The organism is Clostridium formicaceticum (assembly GCF_001854185.1).
GTDB classification, from domain to species: Bacteria; Bacillota; Clostridia; order Peptostreptococcales; family Natronincolaceae; genus Andreesenella; species Andreesenella formicacetica.
The window spans coordinates 2,232,935-2,248,682 of record NZ_CP017603.1 but is presented as its reverse complement, the minus strand read 5'-3'; the positions used below and the strand labels follow the sequence as shown (position 1 = coordinate 2,248,682).

At 35.9% G+C, this 15,748-nt stretch carries 14 protein-coding genes; 4 read left to right on the top strand and 10 right to left on the bottom strand.

Annotated features, from left to right (window positions below):
* Window positions 1-161: 161 nt before the first annotated feature.
* The 3 genes from glnA to BJL90_RS10155 form a co-directional block, all read right to left on the bottom strand.
* The gene (gene glnA / locus BJL90_RS10165; RefSeq protein ID WP_070967413.1) at window positions 162-1,496 is read right to left on the bottom strand and encodes a type I glutamate--ammonia ligase; all 1,335 of its coding nucleotides are present in this window, start codon (window positions 1,494-1,496) and stop codon (window positions 162-164) included.
* A 257-nt stretch (window positions 1,497-1,753) separates the two neighbouring features.
* On the bottom strand, window positions 1,754-2,227 hold the full coding sequence (locus BJL90_RS10160; protein WP_070967410.1) for a nucleoside recognition domain-containing protein: 474 nt from the start codon (window positions 2,225-2,227) through the stop codon (window positions 1,754-1,756).
* Window positions 2,224-2,649 (bottom strand): nucleoside recognition domain-containing protein, encoded by a 426-nt coding sequence (locus tag BJL90_RS10155; RefSeq protein WP_070967408.1) that lies wholly within the window; start codon window positions 2,647-2,649, stop codon window positions 2,224-2,226. Before BJL90_RS10155 ends, BJL90_RS10160 begins: the two co-directional genes overlap by 4 nt.
* Window positions 2,650-2,996: 347 nt before the next feature.
* Between BJL90_RS10155 and BJL90_RS10150 the strand changes: the two genes are divergently transcribed.
* On the top strand, window positions 2,997-3,407 hold the full coding sequence (locus BJL90_RS10150) for a bacteriohemerythrin (RefSeq protein ID WP_070967406.1): 411 nt from the start codon (window positions 2,997-2,999) through the stop codon (window positions 3,405-3,407).
* A gap of 136 nt (window positions 3,408-3,543) precedes the next feature.
* On the opposite strand, the gene BJL90_RS10145 is transcribed toward BJL90_RS10150, so the two are convergent.
* The 3 genes from BJL90_RS10145 to pdaB all read right to left on the bottom strand — a co-directional run bounded on the left by BJL90_RS10145 (window position 3,544) and on the right by pdaB (window position 6,663).
* Window positions 3,544-4,176, bottom strand: coding sequence for a single-stranded DNA-binding protein (locus tag BJL90_RS10145; RefSeq protein WP_070967403.1), 633 nt, complete (start codon window positions 4,174-4,176; stop codon window positions 3,544-3,546).
* Between the two features lie 130 nt (window positions 4,177-4,306).
* Entirely contained in the window at window positions 4,307-5,800 is a 1,494-nt protein-coding gene (locus BJL90_RS10140; protein ID WP_070967399.1) for a Mur ligase family protein, read from the bottom strand.
* Window positions 5,801-5,883: 83 nt separating this feature from the next.
* Window positions 5,884-6,663, bottom strand: coding sequence for a polysaccharide deacetylase family sporulation protein PdaB (gene pdaB, locus BJL90_RS10135; RefSeq protein WP_070967397.1), 780 nt, complete (start codon window positions 6,661-6,663; stop codon window positions 5,884-5,886).
* A gap of 183 nt (window positions 6,664-6,846) precedes the next feature.
* On the opposite strand from pdaB, the gene BJL90_RS10130 reads away from it, so the two are divergent.
* From BJL90_RS10130 to BJL90_RS10120, 3 genes are all read left to right on the top strand, one after another.
* Window positions 6,847-7,401, top strand: coding sequence for a biotin transporter BioY (locus BJL90_RS10130; protein WP_070967394.1), 555 nt, complete (start codon window positions 6,847-6,849; stop codon window positions 7,399-7,401).
* Window positions 7,402-7,618: 217 nt separating this feature from the next.
* Window positions 7,619-8,548 carry a Na/Pi cotransporter family protein gene (locus BJL90_RS10125; protein WP_070967391.1) on the top strand — a complete coding sequence of 310 codons (930 nt, stop codon included), beginning with the start codon at window positions 7,619-7,621 and terminating at the stop codon, window positions 8,546-8,548.
* 65 nt (window positions 8,549-8,613) lie between these two features.
* A complete protein-coding gene (locus tag BJL90_RS10120; RefSeq protein ID WP_070967388.1) occupies window positions 8,614-10,344 on the top strand; it encodes an aldehyde ferredoxin oxidoreductase family protein in 1,731 nt (576 codons plus the stop codon).
* Between the two features lie 244 nt (window positions 10,345-10,588).
* On the opposite strand, the gene BJL90_RS10115 is transcribed toward BJL90_RS10120, so the two are convergent.
* From BJL90_RS10115 to BJL90_RS10100, 4 genes are all read right to left on the bottom strand, one after another.
* Window positions 10,589-12,304 carry an ABC transporter ATP-binding protein gene (locus BJL90_RS10115; protein ID WP_070967386.1) on the bottom strand — a complete coding sequence of 572 codons (1,716 nt, stop codon included), beginning with the start codon at window positions 12,302-12,304 and terminating at the stop codon, window positions 10,589-10,591.
* Window positions 12,279-13,136, bottom strand: a complete 858-nt coding sequence (locus tag BJL90_RS10110; RefSeq protein WP_070967383.1) for an ABC transporter permease — start codon at window positions 13,134-13,136, stop codon at window positions 12,279-12,281. The genes BJL90_RS10115 and BJL90_RS10110 overlap by 26 nt, the downstream gene beginning before the upstream one ends.
* A complete protein-coding gene (locus BJL90_RS10105) occupies window positions 13,137-13,982 on the bottom strand; it encodes an ABC transporter permease (RefSeq protein ID WP_472235433.1) in 846 nt (281 codons plus the stop codon).
* A 141-nt stretch (window positions 13,983-14,123) separates the two neighbouring features.
* Window positions 14,124-15,731, bottom strand: coding sequence for an ABC transporter substrate-binding protein (locus BJL90_RS10100; RefSeq protein ID WP_070967380.1), 1,608 nt, complete (start codon window positions 15,729-15,731; stop codon window positions 14,124-14,126).
* Between the last annotated feature and the right edge of the window lie 17 nt (window positions 15,732-15,748).

Below are 15,748 nucleotides of genomic sequence, written 5' to 3'. Positions count from 1 at the left end.
TATAAGCTAAGCTTACACATATATTATCTGCAGAATTCTCCTTAATATAGTTAGTAAATAATTGCTTGTATTGTTAAAAATACTAGCAAAACATAATTTCAAAGAAAATACATGTAATATTACATAATTATTCCACAGTAAATTAAATAATTTGATTTTTTTTAGTACTCAGCTAAATACTTTTGGAGCTCCCAATTATGCACTTCCTGACTATATTCCAACCACTCCTTCTTCTTAGCTTCTATATAAGTTGCATGTATATGTTCACCTAAGGTTTCCTTCATTAGCTGGCTGGTTTCCAGCTCTAATACAGCTTCCTTCAAACTCTCTGGGAACTGTTGTATCCCTCGGCTTTTTTTATCTTTACTATCAATATCATAAATATTTTCATTACAGCAAGAGGGTGGCTCAACCTTGTTTTTTATTCCTTCAAAACCTGCAGCAAGTACAGCAGCAAAAGCTAGGTAGTGATTTGCTGTAGGATCTGGGTTTCTTAATTCAACTCTAGTAGCTGCTCCCCTCTTTGCTGGAATTCTTATTAGAGGACTTCGATTAGCAGTGGCCCATGCGATGTCCGTAGGAGCTTCAAAACCAGGTACAAATCGCTTATATGAATTCACTGTAGCATTGGTAATAGCAGCAAACTCTCTAGCATGCTTTATAAGTCCTCCTATATAATAATAAGCTTCTTTACTTAAGCCTAATGAATCATCACTACAATAAAAAGCATTCTCTCCATTTTTATAGAGGGATTGATTAAGATGCATACAGGTTCCATGCTTGCCAGTAATTGGTTTAGGCATAAAAGTAGCATGCAAGCCATGTTTTTTTGCAATGCTTTTTACTACCAGTTTAAATGTCGAAACGTTATCAGCAGTTTTAAGGGCGTCATCATATTTAAAATCAATTTCGTGCTGTCCTGGGGCTACTTCGTGATGAGAAGCTTCTATTTCAAAGCCCATCTCTTCTAATGTCAGGCATATATCTCGTCTTGCCTCTTCTCCTAAATCTGTAGGACCTAAGTCAAAGTATCCAGCATAATCCTGAACCTCCGTGGTAGGTCTTCCCTTTTCGTCAGCTTCAAATAAAAAAAACTCTACTTCTGGACCTACATAAAATTCGAATCCATACTCTCTTAATTGGTTAATTTTTTTCTTCAAAACATTACGAGGGCATCCTTCAAATGGCGTTCCATCAGGGTTGTAGACATCACAAATCATTCTCGCTATCTTCCCATAACCATTTGATTTCCACGGAAATATGGTGAACGTTGAAGGATCTGGCGCTAAATACATATCCGACTCCTCTATTCTTACAAACCCATCAATAGAGGAACCATCAAACATAATTTCATTGTTTAATGCAGTATCCAATTGATTAGGTGTGATGGCCACATTTTTTAGTTTGCCAAAAACATCAGTAAATTGTAGTCTAATGAAGCGCACATTTTCCTCTCTTACTATCCGTTTGACATCATCACTGTTTAAATTACTCAAAACAAAACCAACTCCTATTTTTTATTGAAAAAAGACTGGAGGGTTCCAGTCCTTTTGTAAGAGTTTACCATATATTTACTTATGCTGCAATTTCCATATGTCTGCTCCATTCCTCCTCATTCCTTGTGAACATCCCTCTCATAAGATTAAATCCATTAGATTTACAATCGTTTATCACTTATGTAGGTTTACTCCCTATTTCTCCCATGTGCGTCCTTCAAAACAAGGGCTTTAAGATTTTTTAAGATTTTAGTATTTTATACCCTTCTAGCCTTAAGTTCTTCCAAAGTTTGCACATTCTCTAGAGAAATACGCCTAGATAAAATAAAGGTTAGTATAAAAGCAGCTACCAGTCTAGTTCCCAATAGAAGCCATCCACTAGCTCCTACCGCCATAAAAATAAGGGTATCTTCAAAAACAGCGTGACAGGATGCCAAAAACACCGTAATCAGAAATAGATCCCTTTTGGAGACATTGCCTTCTTTAGAGGTTTGAATAATCACTCCTGCTCCATAGGAAAGACCAAAAATAATACCTACCAGCAAAGGTAGCACTGATTCCTTAGAAACTTTGAAAACATTAGCTAAAAACTCAAAGGGCTTTATCATCTTATCTAATATTTTATAATCACGTAGTAGCTGTAAAACAACCATAATAGGAATTACAATAATAGCTATTGAATATACCGAATTTATACTGCCTAAAAAAGCTTCTTTTAAAATTTGTATCATAGTATCATACCAATCCTTCCTATAATGATTCCAGAAACCACTGCTAATCCTACTCTAATAGCAATGACTTTTCCAACACTTATACCCATTTTTTTAGTAACAGCTGTCTCTATCAAAAGTGAATGAGAAAAAGAAAGCATCACTGCAATAACAGTGATTTCCATGGGTTCTAAAGCAATAGCTTTGATAGCACCAATAGCAGCGTATAAATTCAAAAAATTTCCTAAAACCAACACAACTGCCGCTTCCCCCGATAAGTTGAAAATTGACATAAGCGGTTTAAACACATGAGCAATCCATTCAATGACAGGTGTATGCTGTAGAAAGGTTACAACAAAATACACAGGTATAATAACCTTTGCCAGCATCCATGTAGTTTCTATTCCTTTTTTGCAGCCTGTCTTTATAGCGTTTACAAACATCCTTCTTCATCCTTCCTTGTCCTGATGCTGAAATGTTTATGCAGTTTTTGATGATCACTGCATTTGCTTCCAAATCTATTATAGCACAGACGAAGCCCAGAGAATAGATTCAGAAGTTATCTAAATCCTTTTAAAGTTCTTTCTTTTCTTTCTATGATTTTATGATTATAGTATAATATAGATGCACGCTTCTAAAGTTAAATTTTAATATACACGGTCTACGGTTTCGCCCCAAAACCGTGGGCTGCAAATGTAGCCCTTAGTATATTAAAATTTAGGGGCGCACATCTATATTTGTAGTATAGAAAGAAATTTTAAACTTTATTTTAAAAAGGAGGCTGCTATCCATGCTATGGTGGACAGAAACGTTAGCTACAGGTATTTTGACGGTTGATGAACAGCATAAAAAAATATTTGAAAAAACTGGTGAAATTCTTTCTCTAAATGCCACCAGTGATACTAAGACCATTCATGAAACCTTTGATTTTTTAAGCAATTATGTTATAGAACATTTCCGTGACGAAGAAAGTGCAATGGTGAAAATGAACTATGAAGATTTTGAAAGTCATAGTCAACAGCATACTTATTTTCTTACTGAATTTTTTAAGCTTGCAACTGAAATAAAACAAGAAAAAATAGAAGAGGAAACGCTAGATAACTTGAAAATATTGGTAGTGGAATGGTTAGCAAATCATATTAGTCAATCAGATAAAAAATTTGCAGAAGTTATGCATTCTCTTGCTGTATCTTCTAGTTAATTTTTCACTTGACCCTTAATACATATCTACTTTTAAAAAATGATTGAATCAAAAAGTATTAGAAAAAGAATCATACTTTCTCTGACGTAGGCGCTTAACAGGAAAAGTATGATTCTTTTTCTTTTTTCTTTAAACTTTATTCCTCCTCCACACTTTCCATTTTGGAGATAGAAACCTCATAAGCAACCTTGTTTAAAACTGCTCCGTCCTGTAATTTTTTTTGATACTGCCGGCTTTGGATTCGTCCCCAAGTCCTAACGCGGTCTCCCACCTCTAATTTAGATGAAAATCTAGCGTTTCTTCCCCAAGCAATACAGGGGATGTAATCGGACTTATTGTATGATCTGTTGACAGCTACAAGTAAATCCGTGATTTCTCTGCCAAAGGGTGTTTCCCTATAGATTGGTTGTTTACAAATGTATCCATCTAAATAGATCTGATTGGGATTTTTTATTTCTTCTTCATTATCTGTCATAACAATATCTCGAGCAAATATTGTTAAAATTAACTTGTTATTGCCACTTACAAACTTGTTATAAGACCTTAATTGTCCCTCAACCTTGATTACAGCTCCTGCTTGTAAATCTATATCTACTAATAGTCTTTCTGAAACAGTTAAAGGCAAATAGTCGCAGGAGTCACTAAGACGAGGAATTTCTATTGTGTATAAATAAAAACCTTCTCCATAAATTTCATGACTAAATTCTTTCTCTCCCAAAATTTTACCCACTAATGTAACCATGTTACTGTTTATTAAATGCTCTGACATAAAACCTAACTCCCCCTTCTATTCTTATGTTTATTTTTGGACGAATCTATAAACATTATTATTCAAAAGGAGAATGAATTATGTCTTATATCAAAATATTTTTATCTAAATTTTCAATATTTTTTCTTTGCTAATGCCTCGGTGTAATATCCCTTTGTTGATACTTGAAGTTCTCTGTCTCATCCCATTTGTGTTTTGTCTGAAGCATATTGATAAAAATTTTAGCTCCTTCCTCCATTCCTTGAGCACCTAATAGCAGCAATATGTCACCTTTTTCTAGCATACATAGAGCTTTGCTTATACTGGTTCTCAGTTTCTCTTCGTACTGAAAAGAAATATTTCCTCTGCTTAAAGTTTCTATATAAATATCTCTTTCTAGTTTAGTCACTACATCCAATGATTGCGTATAATCACTACTGGAGGTAATCATCATGTTTTTAACTTTTAAAATCGTGTACCATTGCTTCAGTACTTCTGCTATTTCATAATTTATCTCTAATCCTCTGCTTCCTCTAATGGCATTAATAATATGCAAATTTTTATACTGCATGCCCTGTAGGCTTTCAAATACCGTCTCATAGCTGGCAGGGTTGTGGCAGAAATCGTCAATAACCATATACTCACCCCTATAGATAATCTCCATCCTTCTAGGTATAAAAGTTATTTTCTTTAAGGCCTTAGCCATATGATTTATAGGGATGTCCAATAACAAACCACAGGTTACTGCAGCCAGCGTATTATAAATATTATGTTTTCCTAATAGGTTAATAGTAATTGGGTATTCAAAAGCTTCAACTTCTATTCCAGACAAAGTAGTCAATCCCCTTTGAAGGCAATAGTTAAAGGAGGTGCTAAAATCTGTATCAATGGTAGAGGCAGTAATGGTGGCTTTGGCGTTTAATCCATAGGTAACGACAAGAATATGGCGATTATTCTCTAAAAGTTTTAAGGCATTGTGATCATCTAAATTAATGACAGCAAATTTCCCCTGAGGTAGTTGATCAAACAACTTTTTTTTAGATGCAATATAATCCTCCACCGTCTTATGAAAATTCAGGTGATCTCTTTCAATATTGGTGTGTACTGCAATATCAAATTTGATCCCCTGCACCCGTTCATTTTTTAATCCGTGGGAAGATACCTCCATCACTACCACTTCTACTTTTTCTTTTACCATTTTATGAAGATAAGCATATGTAACCTCCGCATCTGGCGTTGTCAACTTTGTTTTATACTGTTTATCTTTAATTCTTACATCTAAAGTGCCTATAAGGCCAGCGGCAATACCCTGTTCTTTTAACATATGATAGATCAAATGAGTTGTTGTCGTTTTGCCATTCGTTCCCGTTACCCCAATAACTTTTAGTTTTTCTGTAGGATAGTCATAAAAAGCGTTACACAAATCACCTAGGGTTTTTCTTGCATTTTCAACTTTTTTTACGATTACACCCTGTATATTGAGATCTTTTTCAGTAAAAATAATAGATGCTCCTTTTTCTATAGCCTTATCAATAAAATCATTCCCATCTTTTGTTTCTCCCTTTATAGCTACAAATGCATATCCTTTTTTTACTTTTCGTGAATCACAAGTAACGCCCTTCACCTCAATGTTGTCAATAATCATTCACTCATCTCCTCTGCTGCATTTGTTTATACTAGTCATATATTTTGTAGTTGATGAGCAAATTATGTATTAGACAATGGTGGTTAGTTCACCCTCTTTTGTCTGCCAGTAGAATCCATCATATAGTTATCTTTTATGATTAATTCTGATATAGGAACAATTGTATAACCCTGTTCTTGTAGTTTTTCCAATACCAATGGCAGATATTCTGCTACGTATTTAGCGTTATTATGAAATAGTACAATCGAGCCTTTTTTTACATTTCTAGTAACTCTGTCTACCACAGGATTTACACCCATTTCCTTCCAATCTAGAGAGTCAACATCCCATTGAATGGTATGATAGCCTATTTCCCTTGCTGTTTCAATCAATAAATCGTTATAATCTCCAAAAGGAGGTCTAAAAACAGTAGACTTTACACCAGTAATAGCTTCTATCTTCTCCTCTGTCGTCTTTAATTCCTTGATAATTTGTTCTTTTGTCAACTTAGACATATGTGGATGTGTAGAAGAATGATTTCCTATTTCATGCCCTCTTTCGTGAATTTGTTTAACCATATCTGGATATTTGTCTACCCAGAAGCCAACCAAAAAGAAGGTAGTTTTTACATTATATTTATCTAATGTATCTAAAATATCATCGGTGAATTCATCCCCCCAAGCAGCATCAAAGCTAATAGCAATCTTTTTTTCTTCCGTCTCTACGCTATAGATGGGCAGCTTTTTTTGAGGGGAAAATACTGCTGCTATTCCTCCAATTGTACCTCCCCAAAAACTGGTTATCATTCCAATAACCACTAATACAACGAGTATGCCTACTAAAATGATGGCAATAGATTTTTTCCTTAAAATATAGATCTTCATCCCAATCCCCCTATGATAAAGTATTCTATTTAAAGTTTATTCTTTATAAATGCATTTATGCTGAAATATTATGCATTTATAGTTAACCATTTACTAAATTTTAGTTGACTTTTGTTCTGTAGGTTATTATAATAGTTTCATATTTATTACTTAATATAAAAATTATCTTTTAGGAGGCTTTCTATGCTAAAACAAAAAATTACAATTAAGGATCTCACTTACGCTGCTCTTTTTGCAGCCCTCATTGGTATATCCAGTTATATTTCTATTCCTACGCCTTTTTCTGAAGTACCTATTACAGCACAAACACTAGTGGTAATGCTGGCGGGTAGCATCCTCACTACAAAGCAAGGATTTTTAAGTGGGATTGTTTATATGCTTATAGGTGCTGCAGGTGCTCCTGTTTTTGCTGGCGGCAGAGCTGGTATAAATGTTTTAGTAGGTGCTACTGGTGGTTATATTATCAGCTATCCCTTTGCTATTGCCGTGATTACACTAGTAAAAGGAAGTGGCACCCATTGGTTACGTTTAGCAGCCGCTAATCTTTTAGGTGGAATTATTGTCATTTATGGATTTGGTATAACTTGGCTAAGTATTGTTACCGGTACAGGGTTGATACAAGCCTTTCATGTAGGTGCTCTACTCTTTATTCCTGGGGATTTGCTTAAGGTGCTTATCGCTACACCATTGGCAGTCAAACTAAACCAACGTATTGGCAAAATTATAGCAGTGCAGTAAATCTTTTAACTAAGAAAGTACAATTTTGTCTTCTAAAAACCTGCCAGCTTTATATACTTTTTAATAAGATATTATTCGTAATAACTAAATCCATTATTTTTCATTTAGCAGCCCTTTTACAGTCTGATTTAGAGACTAGGACTTAAGAGGAATTCTGAAAATAATTGATTTAAGTTATCCTCTATGAAAAAGGTATACAAAGCTGGAGGTGATTTATTTGTTTACGGTTTTATCAGGTGTTTCTACTGGTTTTGGCTTATTCTTGTTAGGGATGAGGTTTTTAACGAAGGGTCTTCGTCAGATTACCTCCAGTCGTTTAAAAAACACCATAAAAAACCTAGGATTTCATCCTATTCTAGGGGTTTTGGTTGGTATAATTGCTACAGCCCTTTTGCAGTCTAGTAGTGGCACTACCATTATTGTAGTGGGACTAGTAGAGGCTCAGCTACTAACACTTCATCAGGCTGCCTCCATCATTATGGGGGCCAATATCGGCACTACTGTTACAGCACAACTTATTGCTTTTCATCCAAACAAATACATTTTTCTGCCTTTATTAATAGGTCTAATTCTTTCTTTTCATAAAACCAATAAAAATTTGCTTTTTTGGGGAGAAACTTTATTAGGCTTTAGTCTAATTTTTATAGGAATGGATTTACTGAGTAAAGCTATTAGCCCCCTCCAACACCTTATAAGGTTTCAAGAAATTCTCTTGGAATTTGGAAAACGTCCAACTTTAGGAGTAGTTATAGGATTTTGTACAACGGCTATTCTTCAAAGTAGCAGTACTGGTGTGGCTATATTACAGTCTTTAGCTTCTAATAAACTACTTCCCTTATCAGCTGCTGTTGCTATTTTACTTGGACAAAATATAGGCACTTGTGTCACTACACTGCTATCTAGCATCCACCTTAGTGCTGTAGGAAAAAGAGCTGCCTTTATTCACCTTCTCTTCAATGTTCTAGGCGTCTTAATGGTCTTCCCTTTTATGGAGATTTTATGTGCTATTTCTCAGATCATGGCACCTGCCAATGCCGCTAGACAAATTGCCCATGCCCACAGCCTATTTAATATTTTTTCTACCATCATTTTCATTCCATTCATTTCAATTTTTGTAAAATTATCTAATAAAATTATCAAAGAATAAGATACATATATTTCTAATCTTTACAAAAAATAAAATAGATTAAAGTAAAAATAGGTGGTGAAGTTATGGCAGATAAAATTATTCGTGTAAATATGGAAACAAAAGAAATTACCGTCAAAGACCTTGACGAAAGATTTACCCATTTAGGCGGGAGAGGTCTTACCTCGCAAATTGTCTACGAGGAAGTACGGCCTACTTGCAATCCCTTAGGTGAAGAAAATAAGTTGATATTTTCTCCAGGCCTGTTAACAGGAACAATGGCCCCCTCTTCTGGTAGACTTTCTATCGGCGGCAAAAGTCCTTTAACAAAAGGAATAAAGGAGGCGAATGCTGGAGGAATAGCCGGGCAAAAAATGGCCAATTTAGGTATCCGAGCAATCGTTCTAGAGGGACTACCTTTAGAAGCAGACCTGCATGTTTTAATCGTAAATGATGAAGGTATAAAATTACAAGCTAGCCCTGAACTAAAGGGAAAAGGTTGTTACGAAACCACAGATATTTTACGACAACAGTATGGTGAAAAGGCAGCTGTCTGTTGTATCGGTCCAGCGGGAGAAATGCTCATGACAAATGCTGGTATTGCTACTTCTGATGCAGAAGGAAATGCTAGTCGTTTTGCAGCCCGTGGTGGATTAGGTGCAGTCATGGGTTCAAAGGGTTTGAAAGCAGTTGTAATTGAAACAAGTAAAAAACGTTCCACTGAAATCCACGATGAAGAAAACTTTAAAAAAGCAGCTAAAAAATTGACAACAATGCTGCAAAATCATCCTGTAACAGGAGAAGGTTTAACAAAGTATGGAACCAATATTTTGATGAACATCATCAATGAAGCAGGGGGATTGCCTACCAAAAACTTCGCTAAAGGAAGATTTGAACACGCTAACGCTATTGGTGGAGAAACATTAGCTGAGATAGCAGAACAACGTGGTGGTTCAGCTACCCACAGGTGCATGCCAGGGTGTGTTATAGGCTGCTCCAATGAATATCCTTTACCTTCAGGAAAAACCATTTCTCCAATAGAATATGAAACTGCTTGGGCCTTTGGAGCCCATTGTGAAATTTCTAGTTTAGATGACATTGGTGAATTAAACTGGTTAGCCAACGATCTAGGCCTGGATACCATAGAAGCAGGGGGTACTTTAGGGGTCCTCATGGAGGCGGGTGTCATTCCTTGGGGGGATGGCAAAAAAGCCTTAGAGGCATTGGCAGAAGTAGGCAAAGGTAGTCCACTGGGAAGAATTATCGGTCAGGGTTCCGTTTTTGCTGGACAGGCCTTTGGCGTCACAAAAATAGCAGCAGTTAAAGGACAACATATGCCGGCATACGATCCAAGGAGCATCAAGGGAATCGGTGTTACTTATGCCACCACCCCTATGGGAGCTGACCATACTGCTGGTTATTGTATTACAGCAAATATATTAAAAGTAGGAGGCGTAGTAGATCCTCTAAAACGCGAGGGGCAGGTGGATCTTTCTAGAAATCTACAAATAGCCAGCACCTTGATAGACTCAACTGGTTTTTGCTTGTTTATCGCCTTTGCTATCTTAGACAATGAAGATGCTATGCCAACGATTGTTGAATTGCTAAACACTCGCTTTGGCTGGAACTTAAGTGTAGAAGATGCGCTTATGCTGGGTCAAAGGACGTTAAAGGTAGAAAGAGATTTTAATATACAGGCTGGATTTACAAAAGAGCATGACCGTTTACCAGATTTTATGATGAAGGAAAAATTAGCACCTCATGATATTCATTTTGATATCGGTGCAGAAGAGTTAGATGCTTTTTATAATTTTTAGTTATCTCTAAACTATATAGATGTGCGCCCCTAAATTTTAATATACTAAAGGCTACATTTGCAGCCCACGGTTTTGGGGCGAAACCGTAGACCGTGTATATTAAAATTTAACTTTAGAAGCGCGCATCTATAGGATTTTTTTGTAGTATAGATTTTAATCAATAGGGTGTAATATATTACACCCTATTGATTTAAGATCCTTCCCTATGCTCAGTATGATAATTCAAGAAGCGTTCTAAAAAAGCTTATAGAAAAGCTACATTTGTATGTAATTCTTTTTCAATCAACATTTTTCCATAACTACTTTCAGGCTGATGAAAGACTTTTAATGCATTGCCTTTTTCAATAATTTCCCCTTGCCACATAATATAAACTTCATCGGCAATTTTTCTAGCTAACATTAAATCATGGGTAATGTAAAGCATAGCAAAACCTTTAGTATTTTGTAAGCCTTTTAGAAGCCTTAGTACATTGGCCTTTGTGGAGGGGTCTAGCATAGAACTGATTTCATCAGCAATTAATAGTTTAGGCTCCATGATCAAACTTCGAGCAATAGCCAGGCGTTGTCTTTGTCCTCCGCTTAAGGTACTGCACTGCCTTTGCAAGAACTCTTCTGATGTAGGTAATTGTACTTCCTCTAAAGCTTTTTTTACCTTTGCTTTCCTTTCTTCCTTTTTGCCTAGCTTTAAAATATCCAAAGGTTCTCTGACAATTTCTTCTATGGTAAAACTTTCATTGGTAGCTGAAAATGGGTCTTGAAAGACCATCTGTACACCATTTGTTATTTTTGTAAAATTATTTCCTTTTACAGCCTTTCCTTCAAAATAGATTTCACCTGTATCGCCCTTTAACAATCCACTTAGGATGGAAGCTAGTGTAGTTTTTCCAGATCCCGATTGCCCAATCAAAGTTACAATTTCTCCAGAGCGAATTTTAATATGACAGCTTTTACAAGCAGCCGTAACTTGCTTTTTATAGACATAGGTTTTGCTGATATTTTTCCCCTCTAGAAGGGTGATGATTCCACCACGATTGCAAGCTACTTTTCTTTCTAAAGAAGTATATTCTAAGATTGGAGAAGTAAATTGACAGCTGTCGGATTTTTGTATGCATCTATGATAGAAAACGCATCCTTCTATCTTATCATTGACATCCTCTCCTGGTATTCCCCATAAATCCTGATAGGGATTGATATCTAATGAAGCATTTAATAATCCTCTTGTATAGGTATGCATAGGATTTTCTAATATATCCTTTGTAAGACCCTCCTCCAAAACTTTACCGCTGTACATTACCAAAGCTTTATGACTTAATCTTTTCATCACATACATGTCATGGGATATGACGATCATGGTAATTTTTTTTTGTTTTTGTAGCTTATAGAGCAGATCTATGATTTCTTCTCTAGCAGCGGCATCCAAAGCAGTTGTTGGTTCATCTACAATCAATAAGTCTGGATCGCAGCATAGTGCCATAACTATTAAAACCTTCTGCCGCATACCCCCGGAAAGCTGATGAGGATAATGTGTTAACCATCTCTCCTCCAAGCCCACCATTAAACACAAATCCTTTATCTTTTTTTCTATTTCCTTTTCAATAAAAACGGTATGCTGCCTAAGACCCTCAGCAATTTGTTCATAAATATTTAAGACAGGATTTAATATATCCAGATGATTTTGATAGACAATGGAAATGTTTTTCCAACGGTACTTATTTCTTTCTTTTTCTGATAAGGCATGAAGATCTATCTCATTATAATAAACTTTTCCTTCAATAACTGTGTTTTTTTCCAATAGTCCCATAATTCCCATCGCTATCGTTGTCTTACCACTGCCAGATTCTCCGATAATCCCTAATGTACTCCCCTGTTCAACAGAAAACGAAACCTTTTTTACAGCAGGAATCCCTCCCTGCCGATAACAAATAGATAAATCTTCAACCTGCAGTAGTTTCTTTTCCATAATCATCCACCCTTTTTCTTTCTATTTCTTTGCCTATAAAGGAGACTGCCAATACCACTGTCATAGTACAAATAAGAGGAAACAGTACCCACCATTTCCAAAAATCCGTGAAGTAAATCCCCCGAAAAGCCATGGCATGGTTTAGCATCAATCCCCAACTTTTAGAAGTTGGATCGCCAAGACCTAAAAAAGCAAGACCTGCTTCTGCTACAATAGCTCTACTGACTAGCTTAATAAAACTTACCGTCATTAATGACAAAATTTGAGGCAAAAAATGTTTTATCGTTATATAAAAAAATCCTGCCCCATAGCCTTCTGCTATTTTTATATATTTTTCCTCTTTAATCGTTAGAATTTTAGACCTTACAATTCTAGCAGGTGTGGTCCAAGAAAATACACTAAGGACAAGAATGATATTTCTGAGACTTGGTCCAAAGAAAGCTCCTAAGACAATCATCATCGGTAGTTCAGGAATAACAATCATCAGATCTGTTATTCCCATAATCCATCCATCTACTTTGCCTCCATAGTAGCCTGCCAAAACTCCCAGTAGTCCACCTGCACCCACCGCAAGAAAAGCTGTTGAAAAACCTACAATCAAACTAATCCTAGCACCAAAGCAAATTTGTGCCCAAAGATCTATACCTAAATCATCCGTACCCATCCAGTGGGTTTTAGAAGGAGGCTCTAAGGGTCCACCAGAGGGAATATTATAAGGATGAGGAGATAGTAATGATCCCAAAATAGCCAAAGCTATAAAAAATACAATAATGCCTACAGATACTTTTCCTATAAAGGAAAAACATTTTATTTTCTTAACTATCTTTTTCATTTAATTCACCCTAGGATCTAGCTTTTTATAAACAACTTCCGCTATATAGTTCATGGTTAAAACCAGTACTGTCATTACTAAAAATATCCCTTGTATCAAAGTATAATCCCGAAAAAACACCGCTTGTCTCATAAGACTTCCAATTCCAGGATATTTAAATACATTCTCCACCAAAACTGCTCCTCCCAGGATAGAACCCAAGCTTAAAAAAATTCTAGTAATCACGGGGGGTATAGCATTTTTTAACCCATGCAAAAAAAGAATTCTTGCTTTTTTTAAACCTTTCCCCTTAGCAGTTCGTATATAATCCTTCTCTAAGATATAAATCATACTGTTTCGCGTTAGCAGGTAAAAGACCCCTGTTCTTGTGACGGTTAAAGAAAGGATTGGTAATACAGCATGATGAATCATATCATAAGCTTTTTCCCTCACAGTAGAAAACTCAGTAAAATGACTGATGCCTCCTGATAGGGGAAAAAGTTTAAAATGAGCTGAAAAACAAAATAAGAGCAATAATGCTATTAAAAAAGAAGGAATTTCTGATAAAGTAACAAAGAAAAAATACAAGGATTTATCGAGAAAACTATTTTTTAAATAAGCGGATAAACTACCCAAGATTATCCCTATTAAGGAACTTAAAAAAATAGCTACCATCACTAAAGATAAAGTCCACAAAATACGATTCATAATAATGGTTAACACTTTTTCCTTGTAAAAAATACTATAGCCTAAATCTCCCTTCAACATATTCCTCATATAGCTGATATATTGTCTACTTAAAGGTTGATCTAAACCATAATAAGCCTTATACCTTTCAATCTCTTCATAAGAAAAGATTGTATTCACCTGCCCTTCCTCCGCCGATAAAAATGTAAAAGGGTCCCCAGGCATCAGTCTGGGGATAAAAAAATTTAGGGTGATAATACATAGAAAGGTAATCATATATTGTTTAAATTTTATAGTTTTTACCTGCATCATAAAAAACATCTACTTTCTTGTTAAATAAGATAATTTGCTGTGTTCAAGACTATGATGGTCATACATATACATCCATCCATCATAGGTAGCTGGCCGATAAACACTATAACCAGTAGTATTATAAATAGGAATCATAGGAATCTCTTCTGCAATAACCTCCTGTAGAGCAAAGATGATTTCTTTTCGCTTGTTGGTATCCATTTCTCTTAACTGTTCCTCTGCCAATGCTTTAATTTGTTGATTTTCATAACCGCGAATAATATTAGCAGAGGGGGAGCCACTGACCCTGACCTCTGAGGCATATCTTTCCCGTAAACCATCGGCATCGCCGCCCCATCCTCCATGACCAGTCAATACTACTTCATAATCACCAGTTGTTACAGCATGATCTCTTGCTTTGGAATCCACACTTTCTATATTCACTTCTATACCTATTTTATTTAAGCTAATTTTCATCAATTCTGCAATTCTTATTTCTGCATTGCTGTTTGCTGTTAACAATTGAAGGGATACTTTTTTATCTCCTAGTAATTCCTTAGCCTTTTCTTCATCAAAGGGATATTTTCTTACCTTTGGATTGTACCAAATATGATGTTCTGGTAAATAACCAGCACTTCCTGGAATGGCAGCCCCTCTTGCTACCTTCGCTACCATCTCCTCCTGATCAATACCATAAGCAATGGCCTGTCGTATTTCCTTTTCTTTAAAGATAGGATTTTTCTCCATATTGAAAAGCAAACGATATCCCCAAAAGCCTGGAGCTTCTGATACCTTAAATTCAGGATCATTTTGATAACGATCCAACAAGTCAGTACCTACACCAACTAAATCAATTTCGTTATTTTCAAAGGCCAAAACACCATCACTTACAGGCACAAATTGAATTTTTTCTACCCTTTGCTTTGGTCCCCAATAGTCTTCAAAGGCTGTAAACTCATAGGTGCCATGCTCTTTACTATAGCCTGTTAATGTATAAGGTCCGCATCCTATCACAGCCTTTTCGTCTTCAAACTTCTCAGGGTCCTCTACATTCTCCCAAATATGCTTTGGAATAATCCGCACATCACCTATTTTTTCAAGAATCGTTGCATTTTCTTCTGCTAAGGTAAACTTGATTTTATTGTCCTCTAAAACTTCAATATCCTTCACAAAAGGTTTTCCCTCTATTGCAACTGGATTCCAAACTGGAGGATGTTTTTTTAAATATTCAAAGGAAAATTGAATATCTTCAAGTTTGAGGGGCTCACCATCATGCCATTGAATCCCTTCATGGATTGTAAAAATATAGTTCAGACCATCCTCTGAAACCTCCCATTCCTTAGCAATCCAAGGAATCAGTCCCTTCTCATCCCTCTCAAGCAAACCATCAAAAACCAATTGCATTTTGTAACCTCCAGGCCCTCTGGAGTAGTGCAGATAAGGAGAGGGATAACCCCAATCTCCACCTTCTAAACGAATCAACGCTATTTCATCACTTTTTTCTTCCTCTACTTCCACTGAAACTTCTTGATTTTCTTCACCAGCACTTAAGTTGGATGAACTACAGGCTGTCACCAAAAACATTACTATCCAAATAAAAATAATTCCCAATTTTATTTTTTTATCTCTTGTCCTCAAAATAATCCCCCCTAGTT

What these genes read in the sequence shown, in the direction of transcription:
- BJL90_RS10160 (WP_070967410.1), bottom strand. Translation starts at nt 2,227, where the DNA reads ATGATACAAATTTTAAAAGAAGCTTTTTTAGGCAGTATAAATTCGGTA.
- BJL90_RS10155 (WP_070967408.1), bottom strand. Translation starts at nt 2,649, where the DNA reads ATGTTTGTAAACGCTATAAAGACAGGCTGCAAAAAAGGAATAGAAACT.
- BJL90_RS10150 (WP_070967406.1), top strand. Translation starts at nt 2,997, where the DNA reads ATGCTATGGTGGACAGAAACGTTAGCTACAGGTATTTTGACGGTTGAT.
- BJL90_RS10145 (WP_070967403.1), bottom strand. Translation starts at nt 4,176, where the DNA reads ATGTCAGAGCATTTAATAAACAGTAACATGGTTACATTAGTGGGTAAA.
- BJL90_RS10140 (WP_070967399.1), bottom strand. Translation starts at nt 5,800, where the DNA reads ATGATTATTGACAACATTGAGGTGAAGGGCGTTACTTGTGATTCACGA.
- pdaB (WP_070967397.1), bottom strand. Translation starts at nt 6,663, where the DNA reads ATGAAGATCTATATTTTAAGGAAAAAATCTATTGCCATCATTTTAGTA.
- BJL90_RS10130 (WP_070967394.1), top strand. Translation starts at nt 6,847, where the DNA reads ATGCTAAAACAAAAAATTACAATTAAGGATCTCACTTACGCTGCTCTT.
- BJL90_RS10120 (WP_070967388.1), top strand. Translation starts at nt 8,614, where the DNA reads ATGGCAGATAAAATTATTCGTGTAAATATGGAAACAAAAGAAATTACC.
- BJL90_RS10115 (WP_070967386.1), bottom strand. Translation starts at nt 12,304, where the DNA reads ATGGAAAAGAAACTACTGCAGGTTGAAGATTTATCTATTTGTTATCGG.
- BJL90_RS10110 (WP_070967383.1), bottom strand. Translation starts at nt 13,136, where the DNA reads ATGAAAAAGATAGTTAAGAAAATAAAATGTTTTTCCTTTATAGGAAAA.